Origin of the sequence: Psychroserpens sp. (assembly GCF_045105015.1) — a bacterium.
GTDB lineage: Bacteria > Bacteroidota > Bacteroidia > Flavobacteriales > Flavobacteriaceae > Psychroserpens.
Genome location: NZ_JBGCCX010000139.1, coordinates 1 through 18,788, shown reverse-complemented (window position 1 = coordinate 18,788; position 18,788 = coordinate 1). Strand labels below are relative to the sequence as shown.

18 protein-coding genes, 1 other RNA gene and 2 pseudogenes are annotated in these 18,788 nt (G+C 31.0%); 11 read left to right on the top strand and 10 right to left on the bottom strand.

Annotated features, from left to right (window positions below; genetic code table 11):
* From AB8B90_RS10635 to AB8B90_RS10625, 3 genes are all read left to right on the top strand, one after another.
* On the top strand, positions 1 to 980 hold a 980-nt coding region (locus tag AB8B90_RS10635), incomplete at its 5' end, for a phospholipase D-like domain-containing protein (protein ID WP_405336674.1).
* 1 nt (position 981) lies between these two features.
* A complete protein-coding gene (locus AB8B90_RS10630) occupies positions 982 to 1,887 on the top strand; it encodes a Ppx/GppA phosphatase family protein (RefSeq protein ID WP_405336672.1) in 906 nt (301 codons plus the stop codon).
* Between the two features lie 166 nt (positions 1,888 to 2,053).
* Positions 2,054 to 2,584: a porin family protein gene (locus tag AB8B90_RS10625; RefSeq protein ID WP_405336670.1), complete on the top strand. Its 531-nt coding sequence runs from the start codon at positions 2,054 to 2,056 to the stop codon at positions 2,582 to 2,584.
* Positions 2,585 to 2,630: 46 nt separating this feature from the next.
* Here AB8B90_RS10625 and AB8B90_RS10620 read toward each other — a convergent pair whose 3' ends face one another.
* The 4 genes and pseudogenes from AB8B90_RS10620 to dnaX all read right to left on the bottom strand — a co-directional run bounded on the left by AB8B90_RS10620 (position 2,631) and on the right by dnaX (position 6,669).
* Positions 2,631 to 3,737: a T9SS type A sorting domain-containing protein gene (locus tag AB8B90_RS10620; protein WP_405336668.1), complete on the bottom strand. Its 1,107-nt coding sequence runs from the start codon at positions 3,735 to 3,737 to the stop codon at positions 2,631 to 2,633.
* 27 nt (positions 3,738 to 3,764) lie between these two features.
* Positions 3,765 to 4,346, bottom strand: coding sequence for a tRNA-(ms[2]io[6]A)-hydroxylase (locus AB8B90_RS10615; protein WP_405336666.1), 582 nt, complete (start codon positions 4,344 to 4,346; stop codon positions 3,765 to 3,767).
* 1 nt (position 4,347) lies between these two features.
* Positions 4,348 to 4,908, bottom strand: a complete 561-nt coding sequence (locus AB8B90_RS10610) for a hypothetical protein (protein ID WP_405336664.1) — start codon at positions 4,906 to 4,908, stop codon at positions 4,348 to 4,350.
* 20 nt (positions 4,909 to 4,928) lie between these two features.
* Positions 4,929 to 6,669 (bottom strand): annotated as a pseudogene (gene dnaX / locus AB8B90_RS10605) (DNA polymerase III subunit gamma/tau).
* Positions 6,670 to 6,770: 101 nt separating this feature from the next.
* Between dnaX and rnpB the strand changes: the two are divergent.
* Positions 6,771 to 7,091, top strand: an RNA gene (rnpB, locus tag AB8B90_RS10600) — RNase P RNA component class A.
* A 147-nt stretch (positions 7,092 to 7,238) separates the two neighbouring features.
* Here rnpB and AB8B90_RS10595 read toward each other — a convergent pair.
* The gene (locus AB8B90_RS10595) at positions 7,239 to 8,135 is read right to left on the bottom strand and encodes a formylglycine-generating enzyme family protein (protein WP_405336662.1); all 897 of its coding nucleotides are present in this window, start codon (positions 8,133 to 8,135) and stop codon (positions 7,239 to 7,241) included.
* Between the two features lie 177 nt (positions 8,136 to 8,312).
* Here AB8B90_RS10595 and AB8B90_RS10590 point away from each other — a divergent pair, with 177 nt between their 5' ends.
* Positions 8,313 to 10,055, top strand: coding sequence for a sulfatase (locus AB8B90_RS10590; RefSeq protein WP_405336660.1), 1,743 nt, complete (start codon positions 8,313 to 8,315; stop codon positions 10,053 to 10,055).
* Between the two features lie 66 nt (positions 10,056 to 10,121).
* On the opposite strand, the gene AB8B90_RS10585 is transcribed toward AB8B90_RS10590, so the two are convergent.
* From AB8B90_RS10585 to AB8B90_RS10575, 3 genes are read right to left on the bottom strand one after another with little or no spacing between them, the layout of a single operon-like run.
* The gene (locus AB8B90_RS10585; RefSeq protein ID WP_405336658.1) at positions 10,122 to 10,658 is read right to left on the bottom strand and encodes an RsmD family RNA methyltransferase; all 537 of its coding nucleotides are present in this window, start codon (positions 10,656 to 10,658) and stop codon (positions 10,122 to 10,124) included.
* A complete protein-coding gene (locus tag AB8B90_RS10580; RefSeq protein WP_405336656.1) occupies positions 10,658 to 11,467 on the bottom strand; it encodes a DUF3822 family protein in 810 nt (269 codons plus the stop codon). The genes AB8B90_RS10585 and AB8B90_RS10580 overlap by 1 nt, the downstream gene beginning before the upstream one ends.
* A 3-nt stretch (positions 11,468 to 11,470) precedes the next feature.
* Positions 11,471 to 12,232, bottom strand: a complete 762-nt coding sequence (locus AB8B90_RS10575) for a hypothetical protein (RefSeq protein ID WP_405336654.1) — start codon at positions 12,230 to 12,232, stop codon at positions 11,471 to 11,473.
* A gap of 207 nt (positions 12,233 to 12,439) precedes the next feature.
* On the opposite strand from AB8B90_RS10575, the gene AB8B90_RS10570 reads away from it, so the two are divergent.
* The 6 genes from AB8B90_RS10570 to AB8B90_RS10545 are packed head-to-tail and all read left to right on the top strand — an operon-like array spanning position 12,440 to position 17,582.
* The gene (locus AB8B90_RS10570) at positions 12,440 to 13,867 is read left to right on the top strand and encodes an ATP-dependent RecD-like DNA helicase (protein ID WP_405336652.1); all 1,428 of its coding nucleotides are present in this window, start codon (positions 12,440 to 12,442) and stop codon (positions 13,865 to 13,867) included.
* A 2-nt stretch (positions 13,868 to 13,869) separates the two neighbouring features.
* A complete protein-coding gene (locus tag AB8B90_RS10565; RefSeq protein WP_405336650.1) occupies positions 13,870 to 14,445 on the top strand; it encodes a DUF4126 domain-containing protein in 576 nt (191 codons plus the stop codon).
* 35 nt (positions 14,446 to 14,480) lie between these two features.
* Complete coding sequence (gene kdsB, locus AB8B90_RS10560) at positions 14,481 to 15,212, top strand: 3-deoxy-manno-octulosonate cytidylyltransferase (protein ID WP_405336648.1); 732 nt, start codon at positions 14,481 to 14,483, stop codon at positions 15,210 to 15,212.
* Positions 15,209 to 15,913, top strand: coding sequence for an HAD family hydrolase (locus AB8B90_RS10555; RefSeq protein WP_405336646.1), 705 nt, complete (start codon positions 15,209 to 15,211; stop codon positions 15,911 to 15,913). Before kdsB ends, AB8B90_RS10555 begins: the two co-directional genes overlap by 4 nt.
* Before the next feature lie 36 nt (positions 15,914 to 15,949).
* Entirely contained in the window at positions 15,950 to 17,032 is a 1,083-nt protein-coding gene (locus AB8B90_RS10550; RefSeq protein WP_405336644.1) for an iron-containing alcohol dehydrogenase family protein, read from the top strand.
* Position 17,033: 1 nt separating this feature from the next.
* On the top strand, positions 17,034 to 17,582 hold the full coding sequence (locus AB8B90_RS10545) for a 1-acyl-sn-glycerol-3-phosphate acyltransferase (RefSeq protein WP_405336642.1): 549 nt from the start codon (positions 17,034 to 17,036) through the stop codon (positions 17,580 to 17,582).
* Positions 17,583 to 17,772: 190 nt separating this feature from the next.
* Here the strand turns inward: AB8B90_RS10545 and AB8B90_RS10540 are convergent, their stop codons facing one another.
* Positions 17,773 to 18,240, bottom strand: a complete 468-nt coding sequence (locus AB8B90_RS10540; protein ID WP_405336640.1) for a nuclear transport factor 2 family protein — start codon at positions 18,238 to 18,240, stop codon at positions 17,773 to 17,775.
* 15 nt (positions 18,241 to 18,255) lie between these two features.
* Positions 18,256 to 18,788, bottom strand: a pseudogene (locus AB8B90_RS10535) (3-dehydroquinate synthase); the annotation flags it as partial.

The window sequence follows — 18,788 nt, the reverse complement described above, 5'->3', positions numbered from 1 at the left end:
CATTAGACCCTAAAGTTAAGACCATAAAAATCACCATATATAGACTAGCACAAATTTCTCATGTTGCTAGTTCTTTAATTAATGCAGCAAAAAACGGAAAAAAAGTAACAGTAGTTATCGAGTTGCGAGCAAGATTTGATGAGCAAGCTAATATAGATTATGCAGAACAAATGCAAACAGAAGGTGTGAATCTTCTTTTTGGTGTGGCTGGTTTGAAAGTGCATTGCAAAATGTGTGTGATTGAACGCGAAGAAGACGGTAAGTTAAAACGTTACGGATTTATTAGCACTGGAAATTTTAATGAATCTACAGCTAAAGTATATACAGACTTTACATTGTTTACTTCTAATTCAAAGATTTTAAAGGACGTCAATAAAGTATTCAACTTTTTTCAAACCAATTATTTAGTTTATAGATACAAACATATTATCACATCTCCTCATTACACTAAATTCAAACTCTTTGCTCTTATTGATAATGAGATAGAAAATGTGAAACAAGGAAAACCAGCCTTTATAAAGCTAAAACTTAATAGTATATCAAGTTATAATATGATTGATAAATTATATGAAGCAAGTAGAGCTGGTGTTAAAATTCAAATGATTGTTAGAGGAATTTGTTGTTTAATTCCAGGAATTAATGGGATGAGTGAAAATATTGAAGTCATAAGTATCGTCGATAAGTTTTTAGAACACACTAGATTATATGTCTTTTGTAACGATGACGATAATAAAGTATATATATCTTCTGCTGACTGGATGACCCGAAATATCGAAAATAGAGTAGAGGTAAGTTGCCCTATTTATCAAGATGATATTAAGCAAGAGTTACTAAATATTTTCGATATTTGTTGGAAAGACAATATAAAATCAAGAGTGATTGATGAAACACAGAGTAATCAATACCGACAAAATGATAATCCTATAGTAAGGTCGCAATTCGCACTTTACGATTATTTTAAAGATAAATTGAATTCTTAGTATGTTAAGCATAAAAAAATATGCAGCAATAGATATTGGTTCTAATGCTGTTAGACTTTTAATTTCTAGTATAGTCGAACAAAAAGGTCAACCCGTAAAATTTAAAAAAACATCTTTAGTTCGAGTTCCTATTCGTCTTGGTGCTGATGTATTTCTTAATGGCGAGATTTCTAAAGAAAATAAAAAACGAATGCTTGACACTATGACGGCATTTAAATTATTGATGAAATCTCACAAAATTGTGAAATATAAAGCTTGTGCAACTTCAGCAATGCGAGAAGCTGATAATGGTAAAGACATGGTAAAGCTTATTTCTGAAAATGCAAAAATAGACATTGATATAATTAACGGTGAAGAAGAAGCTGCCATTATTGCTGCAACAGATTTACATTCTTATATTAAGGAGGATAAGACTTACTTGTATGTTGATGTAGGAGGTGGTAGTACAGAGTTTTCAGTATTTCATCACGGAAAAACAGTCGCTTCAAAATCATTTAAAATAGGAACAGTTAGACTTTTAAATGATATTGTTAAAAAGGAAATTTGGCTTGAACTTGAAGATTGGATTAAAACAAATACTAAAGGTTATGACACTTTAGATTTAATTGGTTCTGGTGGAAACATTAATAAAATATTTAAGATTTCTGGAAAATCTATGGGCAAACCACTAACATATTTTTATTTAACATCTTATTATAATAAGTTGCAGACTTACTCCTATGAAGAGCGAATTACAGAATTAGAACTTAATCAAGATAGAGCAGATGTAATAATTCCTGCAACCAGAATATACCTTTCAGCGATGAAATGGAGTGGAGCAAAAGATATTTATGTACCGAAAATCGGATTATCTGATGGTATTATAAAAAGTGTCTATTATGGCACAGTTTCAAGTGTAAACCTTTAAAAACAAGACTGTTCGACCTCTTTTTTTACAAGATGTCCATTATTTATTCATTAATTTCAATTTTCATTATATATTAGCATTCTCAAATCTATGCTGTTTTTATAGCATTATTTTGAAAATACTCAATTAGAATAGTTGAGACGATTTAAAATAAAATTTTATAAAAATGAAATCACTTTTACTTACTTTATTATTTGTTAGCGTAACGACGTTAACCTTTGCTCAAGGCACCAGCTATGGTGTAAGAGGAGCTCTAAATATTTCAAATTTAGATTTTGATCCTGATGCAGCTTTTGAAAACAAACACAGAAATGGTTTTGCTTTTGGAGGCTTTGTCGATTTTGGAATTAGTGATAATTTTTCAATTTTAACAGAATTGCAATATTCTGCTGAAGGAGGTAAAGACGAAACGTTGAGAGCAGATTATATTCAATTACCTATTATGGCACGTTTTGCTATCGGAAATAAGTTTACAGTTGGAGCTGGACCTATGGCGAGTTTAAAAACATGGGCTAATGAAGATGGTTTTACAACAATTACTTTCTCTGGCGTTGGTGGTGTTGAATATATGATCACAGATGAAATATTTATTGATGCTCGTGTGCATTATGGATTAACCAATATTCTTGATGAGGATTTAACCGATCTTGAAGCTCAAAACACGACGTTCCAGTTTGGAGTGGGTATAAAGATATAAGAACTAAATACTTAAAAAAAAGCCTCAGTTTCTACTGAGGCTTTTTTTATTGCTTTATAAATTTAATAGTTTGTTTCTGGTTGGCGCTATTAGTAAAACGAATAAAATACAATCCAGAATTTAAGCCTTCGACACTAATATATTCTGAACTAAGCCTAGCTTCTTGCACTAATTTTCCTTCTAAAGTGTATAATGTGTAGAATAATTTATTTTCATTAGCATTCAGAAGTAATTCTAATTTATCGATAACAGGATTGTTTTTTAAAGATATATTTAAAGTATTAAAGTCATTCTCAGAAACTGAAAGAGGTTCATCACCAAATATTAATTTACCACCTAATAAATCAGTCATGCTCAAGGTAGAACCGTTATTTGTGATTTCAAACTCAGAAAAATTATTTGTTGGATCACCAAGAGTAATGAAATACTCGTCCTCATAACTAGATTGACAAAAGCCTAATGTTGGTGAGAAATCAAATAATTTTATGTTATTACCATTATTTAAAGTGACTTCATAATCACTCATAAAAGAATTACATTCACCTTCACCAAAAGCAATTCCTTTGAATGTAATAGGATTTATGTCGTTTGTGATTGTTAGTGACGGACTTTCAGAGCCAGGGATTTGAATCACTGGATTACCAGGAATTTCAATTCGTGATAAATACCAAGTTCTATTTAATATTTCAGGATTTGGACTTCTTCCATACACTGCTAAATTTCCATTGAGAGGATTAGTAATGGTTAAAATTTGATCTTCATTATTACCAATAATCGTGTATGATAAATTAAATGGAATATCTTGTCCTGGATTTAAAAATGAATAAAAATATAAATCTTCAAAAATAACACCAGGCGTGAATGTGCACTCTGCTAATGTGAAATTGAGATCATTAAATATTAATTCATTGTCATCAAAATCTGTTAATCCTTCAAATGCATTACAAGAACCAAATCCATTGAATGAAAGTTGGTTTTCACCACCATCAAATTGACTGATATCAAGTAAAAATAAACTTTCATTATTATAGTTATTTGTATAGATTGAATTATCTATTTCGAAATAATCTAGATACCATTCACCAAGTAAATCGTTCTGTGCAATGCTAAAAGAAGTAAATAATAGGAAGAATATTAAGTATAATTGTTTCATATCAAGTAGACAATTTTATATTATAAATTATCCATGAATTGTTTCGCGAGTCCCTAGGTCTTTCATGATATCTGCCTCATAATCAAGTAGCTGCTGCCATTTCGTGTCAACCTCTTTTCGGTCGCCATATTGCCTGGCAAATCCCAAAAACATGGTATAATGATTGGCTTCACTAACCATTAGTTTTCTGTAAAATTCAGCAAGCTCTTTGTCTTCTAATTCTTCAGAAAGCAATCTGAAGCGTTCACAACTTCTAGCTTCAATCAATGCAGCATACAATAAACGATGGACCAGTTGTGTAGTCCGGCTTCCTCCTTTAGGGAAGAATTTCAGTAACTGTATGACATATTCATCTTTTCGATCTCTGCCTAGAGTCCAACCATTAGCTAATATTTTATCATGAACCATTTTAAAATGACTAATTTCCTCTTTTACAAGTGCAATCATTTCTTGAACTAATTCGGTATACTCAGGAAAACTAACAATCAAAGAAATAGCAGTACTCGTTGCTTTTTGTTCACAATAGGCATGGTCTGTTAAGATTTCTTCAATGTTTTTTTCAACAATATTAACCCAACGCGGATCAGTTGGTAATTTTAAGCCTAGCATATTAACTGTGTTCTTCTATTAAATGTAATTCTTGTTTGCCTTTTGCATCCACAACTAATTCATATAGTTTGTGACTGCTATTTTTAGGGTTTATGATGGAAATTCCTAAATTAATTTCATTTGCATTAGATGTTTCTTGGTTTACCCATACATGTTCTAAGGTAGCATCATCCCAAAAGTTAGATTGGGATGTGTCTTTAAAATCTTTTGCATTTATAGTCGTTTTGAATATATTTTTTGAAGCTACAGCAATTTGTATTTCAGATTCAAATACGCGATGGTAATTTAGTATTGTTTTTGTCTGACTTTTTTCAGAACTCACAAGTATTTGTGAATCCATTTTTGCATAATTTTTTATACTGACTTTAAAAGTATTTGAAATAATAGTGTCTGTTTTTACTTCTGTATAAGCTTCAGGATAATAAGTGACAATATCTAAACTCGTTTGTTTTTTATTGAATTCGGAAATAGAATTTTGAAGATTTTCTCTAGCGCTTCCTCGTCTGTCACAATTATAAAAAGCGATGGCAATTAAAACTATTATAAGTATTTGTTCTTTCATGTAATAAAAATAATGAAAAATTAGCTGATGTCTAAGCCGAAAGTTTTTCTAAGTAATTCAATATTAGGGTTCTTTTCTTTTAGCTTTTCATATTTTTCTAATGTAGTAAATGCATACTTTTTAGAAACTTCTTCGTCAACATTTATGTCTAACTTTAAATCGTAATTCTTTAAATTCTTTCGAAGGTATTCCATCAAAGGATATTGAGCACGTTCTAATTCTACTTTAAGCGTGCTATTTGGAAATGTGATTTTAATATCTGTATTTACAAGTTTCGGGATATCCATTTCTAAAATAGAAGCCATAATTTTCTCACCTTTTTTGTGAAGTAATTGTACGTAAGAATTCCAAGCTTCTAAAAAGGCATCATGTGAAACCTCTTCTTTTGGCAAATCTTCAACATCAATAACAACTTCCATTTGTTTAATAAGATGCTCTTTTTTAGCTTTAATACTTTTTAGAGACAATCCAGATGTTCTATTGTCCTTTTTTAAATCGATTATGGGAGTTGGTGTATTTGTAAAAGCTTCAGTATCAACTTGATGTTTTGAAGCATCAACATTTTGATTTTCCTTAATTACATTGGAATCCTCAGGCTTTGAAATAACCTTTTTAATTGGTACATTAACAGGAATAGGAGTAATGCCTTTAGATTTAAAGTATGATGGAGGAATTATGTAATGTTTGCTATTTTTTTTTTTCTCCATCAAAAGTGATAGAGGCTAATTGCATAAGGCAAAGTTCAACAAGTAAGCGTTGATTCCGACTGCTTTTATACTTAAGATCACATTCATTAGCGAGTTCAATGCCTTTAACAAGGAAACTATGACTTGCTTTCTTTGATTGCTCCTGATACTTAAGCTTCGTATCGTCGCCAACTTCTAGTAATTCTAAGGTTTGTTCATTTTGACAGACGAGTAAATCCCTAAAATGAGAAGCTAAACCTGCAATATAATGATGCCCATCAAAACCTTTAGAAAGCGTTTCATTAAACTGAATCAATAATTCAGGAATTTTATTTTCGAGAATTAAATCCGTGCTTTTAAAATAGGTTTCGTAATCAAGAACATTTAAATTTTCTGTAACTGACTGTCGTGTTAAATTTTTACCAGAAAAACTTACTACGCGATCAAAAATCGATAAAGCATCGCGCATAGCTCCATCTGCTTTTTGAGCAATGATATGTAGTGCATCATCTTCAGCAGTAATATCTTGTTCTTGTGCAATATATTTTAAATACTCCTTTGCATCTGTAACTGTAATACGCTTGAAGTCAAATATTTGACAACGTGACAAAATCGTAGGAATAATTTTATGCTTTTCTGTTGTCGCTAAAATAAAAATACAATGTTTTGGTGGTTCTTCTAAAGTTTTTAAAAACGCATTAAAAGCCGCTTGTGATAACATGTGTACCTCATCAATAATATAGACTTTGTATTTTCCAACTTGAGGTGGAATTCTAACTTGATCGGTTAAACTTCTTATGTCATCAACAGAATTGTTAGACGCAGCATCTAATTCGAAAATGTTGAATGCAAAATCTTCATCTTCAGTTTCTGTACCATCACTGTTAATCATTTTAGCTAAAATACGTGCGCAAGTTGTTTTTCCGACACCTCGAGGACCAGTAAATAACAAAGCTTGTGCTAGATGGTTGTTTTCAATAGCATTCAATAAGGTATTAGTAATGGCTTGTTGACCAACAACGTCTTTAAACGTTTGAGGTCTATATTTACGAGCCGATACTATGAAATGTTCCATGAAAAAAACTTAGAATACAAAGTTAAAAAATCAGTCTAAATTCAGGAATTATCAGTTCTTATTTTAGTAAGAGTTATTAACAATTAATTGTACTTTTGCTATAAGTAAATCGCCTTATCGATTCTAATTTATTAGGGTAGGAAAGTCCGAACACCAAAGTGCAATCATAGTGGTTAACAGCCATCCATCGCGAGGTGAGGAAAAGTGCAACAGAAAGAATGTACAGGTTATGCTGTAGTGAAATCAGGTAAACTCTATGTGGTGCAATGTCATGTAAACTAACGCTCGAGTGTGCACGCACGATGTTAGAGGGTAGGCAGCTAAAGCTTACTGGTAACAGTAGGCGTAGATAAATGATAAGGATACTGACATGGTTTACCATTGTCTGTATACAGGATTCGGCTTATAGATTTGCTTAATTAAACAGGCTCTTTGGAATTGCTCTAAAGGGCTTTGTTTTTTGTTAACCGAATGTTTTTACAATAGGTGATGATATCTCAAATGATATCTAAATGAAGGTTATTTTGTTCAGTTTTGTTGTTTTGAGGTATTGAATACACATAGTTTTATCAAATGTCTTTTACACATCTAAAACCGGTATTCATTAATGATGATTCTGGTGTTGCGCCACTTCTACCTGATACTCTGTAGCCATGGCAAATGTTTGGATCACACAAAAAAGATCCTCCACGCTGTACTTTCTCACTAGTTTCAGTTGGTATGAAATTAGTATGACTTTTATTGTAGGAAACCTTCCAATTAGAACACCATTCCCATACATTTCCTGCCATGTCTTGGAGTCCTAATTCAGTTTCACCAAAAGCACCTACTGGTGAAGTAAGTAAATATCCATCTGCTTCGTTATTGTACAAGGGAAATATTCCTTGCCATACATTAGCTTGATATTCAGAATCATCATTTTTTAAATTATTAGTTTTCCAAGGATACATTTCATTTTTTATATTTCCGGCATTTCTTGCGGCATGCTCCCATTCAAATTCTGATGGTAGTCGTTTGCCTACCCAATTACAATATGCCGTGGCATCATTCCATGAAACTTGAGTTACTGGATGATTATTAAGCGCTTTTGGAAAATCTTTACCTTGCGGATATTCCCAATTAGCACCATCAAGCAGAAACCATTGTCCAGTTTTGAAATCGAAAACAGCAGAATTACCAAATTTTTCAGCATCAGTGATATAATGTGTTGAACGAATAAAATTTCTAAATTCTTCAACCGTTACTGGATGCTTATCCATATAAAACTCTTTGATGGTTTTATTTACAACTGGCAGTTCTGAGTTAAGTCCAGATTCTGAACCAATTTGAGTACTGCCTGAGGGAATAAGTATCATGTCTTTTGGAATATTACTATGAGACTTATATCGATATATAAACAAAATAATACCACTTATAAATATTATACCAACTGTATTAATAATAATATTATTTAATTTTTTCATCATGTTTATTACAAGAAATGTTTGTTGATAAATATCTACGAATTTAAGAATTAGTGATAAATTCTTTATTATAACTCTAAATATATCTCACACTTTTATAATGTAATATTTTACCTTTTATATTTAAAATAATTACTTTTGATTTTATTTTTTAAAACTACCTAGCAGATAACTTTGATTATGAAAAATGTGATAATTAAATTGATGGTATTCACCATAGCATTATTTATATTCAGCTGTAAGGAGGATTCAACACAAAATAATTTAAATGCTATTAAGGACAAATCAAAACCTAATATTATTTTTATTATTGCAGATGATATGTACCCATTTATGTTTAATAATACTAATGGGAATTCTTCGGAAAACAGTAAACCTAATCTCACGCCAACAATAGACCGTCTAGTTAAAGAAGGTGTTTGGTTGGAAAACATGAGAGTAGTTTCTCCTCTTTGCACTCCAAGTAGATATAATTGTTTAACTGGTACCTATGCTAGTCGAGCTACAAGTAGAGGTTTTGTCAATACTACAAAAAGAAATAATGGTCAGCGAGTAGTACAATGGAATAGCTTTATTGTTCCTGGTAGGGAAAAAACAATGGGAACATATTTTCAAGAATTGGGATATAAGACCGGATTTGTAGGCAAAAATCATGTTATCGATAGTGTGACTAAAACCGGAATAACTGTTAAGCCGAATTTTAATTCTGATCCAAGAGACCCAAAAATTAAAGAGATCTTAGAGTTAAGATACAATGCGTTACAAAATGATATAAAAGAATGTGGTTTTGATTATGCGGATGCATTATACCATAACAATCCCAATTGGTCTGGTATAAAAACTTTAACCTCTCATAATTTAGATTGGATAACAGAAAAAGGAATAGATTTTATTGAGAATAATAAGAATGAACCTTTCATGTTATATTTTGCATCAACGATTCCTCATGGTCCAAAAGGTCCTCATAAATCTTGGAGATCAGATAGAAGAATAACATCTAAGGGTATTTTAGATGAATCTCCAAATGTATTGCCTCAATATAATGGAACTTTATCTGATGAGCAGTACAAAAAAATTGAAAAAGATTCTAGTTTAGAGAGGTCAATCAGAAACTATATGTCTATCGATCAAAGACTTAAAGCTAATGGGATTGAAGGTAGAGATAGATCAAATTTATTATGGTTAGATGATAGTATTAATGCTTTGTTCGAAAAACTAGAAGAAATAGATGTTTTGGACAATACTATAGTAGTCTTTTTTAATGATCACGGACAAGAGTTAAAAGGTACTTTATACGAAGGCGGATTAAATTCTGAAGCATTTATTTGGAAAAAAGGTGGTTTCAAAGTTGGGAATACGTTAGATGTTGCAGTAAGTAATGTGGACTTTTTACCAACATTATTAGATTTAGTTGGTGACACAAAAAACGCAAAAAACTTTGATGGCTATAGTTTTAAAGCCGCTTTAGAAGGTGAAAAATATACGGAAAGAAATTCAACATATTTTGAGTTGGGATATGCTAGAGCTATCGTGAAAAATGATATTAAATATTATGCTGTGAGATATCCAGAATGGGCTTTATATCTATCCTATGAACAGCGAAAAAATATTATAGATAAATTAAATAAAGAAAAGAGTAAGTTCGGTCGTCCATTAATTACTGCAGATCCGATGGATCCATTTGGTCATTTAGTTATGGTTCCTGGTGGTGAAAAACTTGAAAGGCATGCATATTCAAAAATGCCTCATTATTTTGATTTAGACCAGATATATGATTTAAAAAACGATCCTGAAGAGAAAAATAACTTAATAAATAATCCAAGATATTTAGATATTTATCTTGAATTAAAGGAAGAATTACGAATGGAATTATTTAAACTATCTGATAATTTCAATATTGAAACTAATGAGTTTTTAGAATAGAAAATCTATTTTTGTTCTTATTTTTTTATCAAAAACTTTTCGATTGTACTAAAAAAAATGATGCTATCACATTTTAAAAAAACTAAAACAGTTGCCTCCGTAACTTTTTGAATAGGAGTAATGTTTTAAGTGAGATAAATCGGTATGTTTTGAATGTTCTACAATAAGTAAACCCTCATCATTTAATAGCTTATTTTTAAAAACTAACTCAGGGATTTTTGAAAATTCTTCAACTGTAAAATCGTAGGGAGGATCAGCAAAAATGACCGTAAACTTTTGTTGTGCTTTTTCTAAGTATTTAAAAGCATCACTTTTAATAGTTGTGATAGGCATATCAAAGTCTTCGGAAGTATCATTTATAAAGTTAATACAGCCATAATTAGCATCAACAGAAGTGATATGTTCAGTGCCACGTGATGCAAATTCGTAGCTAATATTACCAGTGCCAGCAAACAAATCTAAAACTGAAATATCATCAAAATAATAGTGGTTATTTAAAATATTAAATAACGATTCTTTAGCCATGTCTGTTGTAGGTCGTACAGGTAACTTTTTTGGAGCTGTAATTCGCCTACCTTTAAATTGTCCAGAAATGATTCGCATTAGTTAAAACTATTTAGGAGAATAAAGTTGTTATGTTTAGCCTTTGGTTGCTTTGTAGTATTAAAAGTATAGTTACAAGTAGGTTCTAGAAATTCAACAAAACGCACATATTTATAAACGATATTATATAAATCATCATCATTATCAATGTCTCCACAAAGGTTGATCTTTACAGTCTCAGGATTGAGTTTAAGTTGTTCAATTGTAAAGAGTATATAATATATAAAATCTTCTTTAGAATTATAATTAAAAGTATTACTGTATATAAGCTCTTTTTCTTTTGCAGCTATCATTTCAAAATGATGTTTACCAACATTTACATAAAGTTCAAGATTTTTATGTTTAGAAGAATTTTGCAAAATAGCTTCAATAAATATTGTAGATGCATGTTTGTAAACGAAGCTACCAAAAGTATCAAAAAGATAATTGTTTACATTGACAAGAGGCACGTAAACATTAACACTGTCATTAGTTGCTATAATGTCGTAGTTGATAAAATCACTTTTTAAAATTTTAGCATTAAATTTCAAATAATCTGCTAAATGATTTTCATTAAATAAAATCTTTGGAACAAGTGTAGAAAGCTCATTTTGGTAAATGCACAATACGGAATCAAACGTTTGATTAAAATCAGCATTAGACTCAATAATTGTTTGCAGATGATTGAGTAACTCAAAAGGAGTCGCTTTTTTTTCAAGATGCATGTGCTGAAGTCGCTCAATGGTATTCGTTGTGCGATTTAAAATGCAAAAAGAAAGTCCACTCAAACGAATTTGAATGGACAAGTCTTTAATAGTATTTGGTTTCAAAACCTATTCTTCTTTTTTTGTATTGTAACTTTTTGGCCAATTTCCTTTTGTGTATACCTCTGTCATTGATCCAACTTTTAGAGTTGGGCCATTAACACCATCTACAGCTACAACTTGCTTTTCTTTGTTTACTAAATTTTTATCTTGATCAAAAAGAATAATGTCTTTATCAACAGAAGCTTCAAAAACGGCGATGTTTTCTTCTGCGAGTTTCCCAGCTTCTAATTTGAATTTCCCTTCCTTTTTATCTTTAATTCCTTTCATTTTATCAAAAGGAATATTCATCATAGTTTTGTATCTATTATCGACTCCAAATAAAGAATCTTTCACAGGAACAAAACCTAAAGTATCTATTATCACGATGTCTTTAGTTGTTTCAACACCTCCAAAACGTTTGGTTAATTCTTCGTCAATTATAGTTGAATCTTTTCTTTGCGTAATTGTGAATTTTGCAGTGTCTATAAATTTAATTAAATCATCAAAATTATTTGAAAATTTACCAGTAACAGTTCTGTGAGCTAATTGAGCATCTCTAATATCTTTTAAGCTCTCAATAACAGTTACATAACGCTTCTTTTTTAGTTTATTGAATTTTATTTCACCATAGACAGAATCAAAAGTTAGGTAACCTAAAAAGATAATAAGAGCCCAAAGTAAAATGTTCAGTATTGGCTTAACTTTTTTTGGTACAAATTTATCAATTAACCATACGATAGCTATCGTAAGGATTATTAAACCTACAACTGTAAGAACTGCTGTTAACATAGTTTAGTTTATTTATTAGTTATTTTTAGTAATGACACTACGCAAATCTACAATTTTTTTTTGTTCGCAAAAAGCCTTAGAAACAAAAAAGAATTAAAAGTGTAAGATATAAAAATTGTTTCATATAAATTAAATTTTGAAAAGCATTTTAGGTCAGCTCATATTTAGTTTTATCTTGCATATAAAACGACACTCATATACTATTGAATGACATCATCAGATTTTTATAAACTACTGAAACAAAAGTTTCCTTTCCATCCTACAACTAAACAGTTAATTGTTTTAGAGCAATTATCTCAGTTTGTTTATAGTGATGAAGCTAATGGTTTATACCTTCTGAAAGGGTTTGCAGGTACAGGGAAAACTAGTATTATTGGTACTTTAGTGTCAAATTTATGGGAAACAAAACGTAGCGCAGTCTTGATGGCTCCAACTGGTCGTGCAGCCAAAGTGATTTCAAATTATTCAAAAAAAGAGGCATTTACAATTCACAAAAAAATATATTTTCCCAAAAAAGATAAAGGAGGTGGAGTTAAATTTGTATTACAGCCAAACAAGCATAGAAATACAATTTTCATTGTTGATGAAGCATCTATGATTCCTGATACTCCGGCAGACTCCAAACTTTTTGAGAATGGGTCGTTGCTAGATGACTTGATGCAATATGTATATTCTGGTCATAAATGTAAACTATTGTTAATTGGTGATAAAGCTCAATTACCACCTGTAAAATCTGATTTAAGTCCAGCTTTAAATTCACATATCCTTGGGATGAATTACAATAAAAATGTAATTAGTATTGAATTAGATGAAGTCGTACGACAAGAGCAAGATTCTGGTATTTTGGAAAATGCAACTCGTCTAAGAGAGGTCTTGGATAATGAATTTTATGAATCTTTTAAATTTAATGTTGAAGGATTTAAAGATATTATTCGTTTGATTGATGGGCATGAAATTATGGATGCTATTAGCGACTCTTACAACCAAAAAGGTCATGAAGAAACAGCAATTATTGTTAGGAGTAATAAAAGAGCTAACCTTTACAATCAGCAAATCCGAAATCGGATACTTTTTAACGAAAATGAATTAACTGTTGGAGATTTCTTAATGGTTGTTAAAAATAATTACTTTTGGATTAAACCTACTACTGAGGCTGGATTTATTGCAAATGGTGATATCATTCAGGTGTTAGAAATTTTTTCAATTACTGAATTGTATGGATTTCGCTTCGCAGAAGTCAAAGTACAAATGGTAGATTATCCCAAAATGAGACCTTTTGAAACCGTTCTGTTATTAGATACTATCGAAGCAGAAACACCATCATTGCCTTACGAAGAGAGTAATAGGTTATATCAAGAAGTGCAAAAAGATTACGAAGACGAATCTTCTAATTATAGAAAGTTTCTAAAAATAAAAGGGAATAGACATTTTAATGCCTTACAAGTTAAATTTTCTTATGCAATCACTTGTCATAAGTCACAAGGAGGACAATGGGATACTATTTTCGTAGAGCAACCATATTTGCCAAATGGGATTGATAAAGACTATCTAAGATGGTTATATACAGCATTAACTAGAGCCAAAGAAAAATTGTATCTTATTGGCTTTAAAGACGAGTTTTTTGAAAACATCTAACAATGACAACCGAAACTATTATTAGTATTTTTTTAGGTATCGGACTTTCAGCTTCTGTTGGGTTTCGAGTATTTGTGCCTTTATTTGCATTAAGCTTAGCAGCATATTTTAATGTTTGGGAGTTAAATGAATCTTGGGAATGGATAGGAAGCTTGACTGCGGTTATTACACTTGGTGTTGCTACTTTAGTAGAAGTATTTGCCTACTACATTCCTTATATTGATAATGCCTTAGATTCCATTGCAATACCTTTAGCTGCTATTGCAGGAACTGCTGTCATGGTATCTACTGTCGCAGATTTAAGTCCAGTAATAACCTGGGCTTTAGCTATTATTGCAGGAGGAGGTACAGCAGCAGCTGTTGCAGGAAGTTCAGGAGCCACTAGGTTAGCATCTACAGCGACAACAGGTGGTATTGCAAACCCTGTCGTTTCAACAATAGAAACCGGTACTTCTGTTGTAGTATCCATTTTATCTGTTTTTGCGCCAATCATAGCTTTTGTATTAGTAATTATTATATTATACATCATTTTTAGGCTTTATAAAAAGATAGACCAAGTCAGCCTTAAATTCCCTTAAAAGTTTTATTTTTGAATGAATTCTTTCAATCATTTATGAAAATAATTTCAATGATACCTGCACGTTATAGTGCGTCTAGATTTCCCGGCAAACTCATGGAGAATTTGGCTGGAAAATCTGTTATTTTAAGAACATATGAAGCAACCGTTGAAACACAATTGTTTGATGATGTTTATGTAGTTACAGATAGTGAGATTATTTTTAATGAAATTAGCTCTAATGGAGGTAAAGCCATTATGAGTAAAAAAGAACATGAATCTGGAAGTGATAGAATTGCTGAAGCTGTTGAAAATCTTAATGTAGATATTGTAGTTAATGTTCAAGGTGACGAACCTTTTACAGAAAGAGAAAGCCTTGAGAAAGTTTTAAATGCATTTAAAGACGATCACAAAAAAGAGATTGATTTGGCTTCATTAATGGTAGAAATACATGATTGGGATGAAATTAGTAATCCAAATACGGTCAAAGTTATTGTAGATCAGTTTAATTTCGCACTCTATTTTTCTAGAAATCCTATTCCTTATCCAAGAGATAAAGAGGCTGGAGCTCGCTATTTTAAACATAAAGGTATTTATGCTTTTAGAAAGCAAGCACTACTTGATTTTCATAAATTACCAATGCAATTTATTGAAGCAACTGAAAAAATTGAATGCATTCGATATTTAGAATATGGTAAACGAATTAAGATGGTTGAAACTACTATTGAAGGTGTTGAAATTGACACACCTGAAGACTTAGAACGAGCAAAAAAACTTTGGAATAATTGAGTAACGATTATAAAGACATAAAAGTAATAGGGTTTGATGCCGATGATACGCTTTGGGTAAATGAAACGTATTTTAGAGATGCTGAATTAGAGTTTGCAAAGTTGTTAGCTAATTATGAAACAGCTAATAAAATTGACCAAGAGTTATTTAAAATGGAAATGAAAAATCTTCCGTTATATGGTTATGGTGTCAAAGGATTTGTATTGTCTATGGTTGAAATGGCGTTAGAATTATCTAATAATAATATTTCTAATTCAACAATTAATGCTATTTTGAACATTGGAAAGGATATGTTAAATAAGCCAGTTGAATTACTTGAAGGTGTAGAAACAACACTAAAAAATCTGTCTAAAAATTACAGATTAGTTTTAGTCACTAAAGGCGATTTGCTAGATCAAGAACGAAAGTTAGAAAAATCAGGATTAACCGATTATTTTCATCATATAGAAGTGCTTAGCGATAAGCAAGAAGCTAATTATTCTAAATTATTAAATCATTTAGATATTTTGCCTTCAGAGTTTTTAATGATTGGAAACTCATTAAAATCTGATATTTTACCTTTAGTCAATATTAAAGCTAAAGCAATTCATATCCCTTTTCATACCACTTGGTTACACGAAGAAGTAAGTGACGATGAAAGAAAAAATAAGCCATACAAAACAGTACATAGTTTACTTGATGTTATTCAAGTATTAAACTAAAAATTAAAGCACAGCTTTATTTAAGAAATAAAACGAATGAGCTATAAAAATTATCCAATGGTGTCCAGAGTTGTTTTTGGACGAGGCAGTTTTAATCAATTAGGCGATATTATTGCGCCTAAACGTTTAAACATAAAAGCGCCATTTATTTTTTTGGTTGATGATGTATTCAAAGGGAATCCTTGGTTAACCTCGAGAATTCCTCTTGCATATAATGATCAATTACTTTACATATCAGCAGATGAAGAGCCTAAAACATCACAAGTTGATGAACTAGTAGAACAAATTATTTTATCTCATAAAGATCGTCCATCAGGTATTATTGGAATTGGAGGAGGAACAATTTTAGATCTAGCTAAAGCAGTATCTATTCTGCTAACTAATGAAGGTGAAGCAAAAAATTACCAAGGCTGGGATTTAGTAAAAACACCTGCCATTTACCATGTAGGAATTCCTACTATATCAGGAACTGGAGCAGAAGTTTCAAGAACAACTGTACTTACAGGTCCTCAAAAAAAATTAGGTATCAATTCAGATCATACACCATTTGATCAGGTAATTTTAGATCCAGAATTAACTAAAGATGTACCTAAAGATCAATGGTTCTATACAGGAATGGATTGTTTTATTCATTGTATTGAATCTTTAAATGGAACATATCTAAATGCTTTTAGTCAGAGTTATGGCGAAAAAGCATATCAACTGTGTCTTGAAATTTTTACTGAAGATCATTTGTCTGAAAATGATTCTCAAGATAAACTCATGATGGCATCTTGGCATGGAGGAATGAGTATCGCATATTCTCAAGTAGGCGTTGCTCATGCTATGAGTTACGGATTGTCATATTTATTAGGAACAAAACATGGTATTGGAAACTGTATTGTGTTTGATCATTTAGAAGAATTTTATCCAGATGGTGTTGCTTTATTCAAACAAATGAAACAAAAGCATAATATTAAGCTGCCACAAGGTTTGTGCGCGCATTTAAGTGATGAAGAGTTTGATATTATGATTAATGTAGCATTAAGTTTAGAGCCTCTGTGGATAAATGCTGTTGGAAAAAATTGGAAACAATTAATTACAAGAGAAAAGCTCAAAGGATTATATCAAAAGATGTAATATGCGTTGGCTATCTAAATTTATCTATTTTAAACTTCTCGGTTGGACCATCACTGGAAACACTAATTTTTCCTCAGATGTTATAAAAAAAGCTGTTATCATTGCTCTGCCACATACGAGTTGGCATGACTTTTATATTGGAGTTTTATTACGAAGTATTACTAAAGTCAAAACCAATTTTGTAGGTAAAAAGGAATTGTTCAAATGGCCTTTTGGCTGGTATTTTAGAGCTCTTGGAGGAGCTCCTCTTGATCGTACATCAGGTCAAAATAAAGTACAAGCTATATCTAAATTATTTAAAGATAAAGACGAATTTAGATTGACTCTTGCTCCTGAAGGCACTAGAAAAAAAGTAGAGGAATGGAAAACAGGGTTTTATTACATTGCCAAAGAAGCGAATGTCCCTATCATTATGTTTACTCTTGATTTTAAAAATAAACGAAATCATATATCTGAACCATTTTACCCGACTGATGATTTTGAAGCAGATTTTAAATTCATGAAAGCGTTCTACAAAGGTGTTGTAGGGAAAAAACCTGAATATTCTTAATTTTTTTGAACACTAAGATTTCATTAATCGATGTTTTTGTTTTTTAGTCTAAAAGCTAATAATTAATTAGTAGAATGGCATAAAGTTTGATTTCTTTACAGTATACCAATACTGAAACATAAAGTAAACGTTTAAGTCCCTAAAAAGAAACAATATTGGTGATAAATAAAAGCTAACTTATTAGATTAAGTTAGCTTTGTTTTTTTTCATATTTATCTAATAGCCTGTTGGTTTGTGCTTTTAATTTGTTTCTAAAATACTTAGTGTTTCCCATCACAAACCCTTTTAATCCAAGAGCTTGCTTTGACCATCGATACAAATTGAAAGAATCAGTATGCTTAATGATTTTTCCATCTTTAAATTCAAAACGGGCTTCAATGATGTTATGAACTTTTCTACCTGTTTTACTAAACGTATAAAAGGCTTCCCACGACGCAGAACTTTCGTATTCAGAAACATTAATGTTTGAAAATGTTACTTGAAAGTCTTTATTCTTTTGAGATTCACAAAGCATGCGCCACATGTTTTTTGCACGATTACCTTTTAAAACTCCAAAAGCTGGATCCTTAAAAACTATATCCTCATGATAAAAAGACACCATACTTTCAGCATCTAAATTTTTAAATGCATTGTAAAATTTTTCAATGACGTGTTCCATACTTCTTTGTTGAAATCAAGTTAAAGAATTATTATAGTATTCAAAAGCTTCAATGATAAGTTCGTTAGTTACTAAACAATTAATTTTAGGTTGTCCAATAGCTTCTAATAGCACAAAATTGATATTGCCATGCTCATTTTTCTTATCGTATTTTAAAAGCTCAATAATTGGGTCATAATCCTCATTATTAAAACGAACTGGTTTATAAATATTATTAATAGCGTCTGTAATGAAATTAAGATCTGTTTCTGAGAATCTCAATGATTTGGAAGATATATAACACTCTAGAATCATTCCTATTGCAATAGCTTCACCATGTAGTAGTTCTGATTTATTTTCAGATTCTAAGAAATACGATTCTACGGCATGACCAAGTGTGTGTCCGAAATTAAGATGTTTTCTAACACCTTGTTCATTTGGATCTTCCATGACAATATTTTTCTTAATAATCACAGAATCAAAAATCAAATTGTCTAAGTCATTTAGCGTTAGCTTTGATAAATCAGTTAAGGTTTCAAAATAACCTCTATCCTTTATGAGTCCGTGTT

Coding starts and splice junctions, on each gene's coding strand:
- AB8B90_RS10630 (WP_405336672.1), top strand. CDS start 982: ATGTTAAGCATAAAAAAATATGCAGCAATAGATATTGGTTCTAATGCT.
- AB8B90_RS10625 (WP_405336670.1), top strand. CDS start 2,054: ATGAAATCACTTTTACTTACTTTATTATTTGTTAGCGTAACGACGTTA.
- AB8B90_RS10620 (WP_405336668.1), bottom strand. CDS start 3,737: ATGAAACAATTATACTTAATATTCTTCCTATTATTTACTTCTTTTAGC.
- AB8B90_RS10615 (WP_405336666.1), bottom strand. CDS start 4,346: ATGCTAGGCTTAAAATTACCAACTGATCCGCGTTGGGTTAATATTGTT.
- AB8B90_RS10610 (WP_405336664.1), bottom strand. CDS start 4,908: ATGAAAGAACAAATACTTATAATAGTTTTAATTGCCATCGCTTTTTAT.
- AB8B90_RS10595 (WP_405336662.1), bottom strand. CDS start 8,135: ATGATGAAAAAATTAAATAATATTATTATTAATACAGTTGGTATAATA.
- AB8B90_RS10590 (WP_405336660.1), top strand. CDS start 8,313: ATGAAAAATGTGATAATTAAATTGATGGTATTCACCATAGCATTATTT.
- AB8B90_RS10585 (WP_405336658.1), bottom strand. CDS start 10,658: ATGCGAATCATTTCTGGACAATTTAAAGGTAGGCGAATTACAGCTCCA.
- AB8B90_RS10575 (WP_405336654.1), bottom strand. CDS start 12,232: ATGTTAACAGCAGTTCTTACAGTTGTAGGTTTAATAATCCTTACGATA.
- AB8B90_RS10570 (WP_405336652.1), top strand. CDS start 12,440: ATGACATCATCAGATTTTTATAAACTACTGAAACAAAAGTTTCCTTTC.
- AB8B90_RS10565 (WP_405336650.1), top strand. CDS start 13,870: ATGACAACCGAAACTATTATTAGTATTTTTTTAGGTATCGGACTTTCA.
- kdsB (WP_405336648.1), top strand. CDS start 14,481: ATGAAAATAATTTCAATGATACCTGCACGTTATAGTGCGTCTAGATTT.
- AB8B90_RS10550 (WP_405336644.1), top strand. CDS start 15,950: ATGAGCTATAAAAATTATCCAATGGTGTCCAGAGTTGTTTTTGGACGA.
- AB8B90_RS10545 (WP_405336642.1), top strand. CDS start 17,034: ATGCGTTGGCTATCTAAATTTATCTATTTTAAACTTCTCGGTTGGACC.
- AB8B90_RS10540 (WP_405336640.1), bottom strand. CDS start 18,240: ATGGAACACGTCATTGAAAAATTTTACAATGCATTTAAAAATTTAGAT.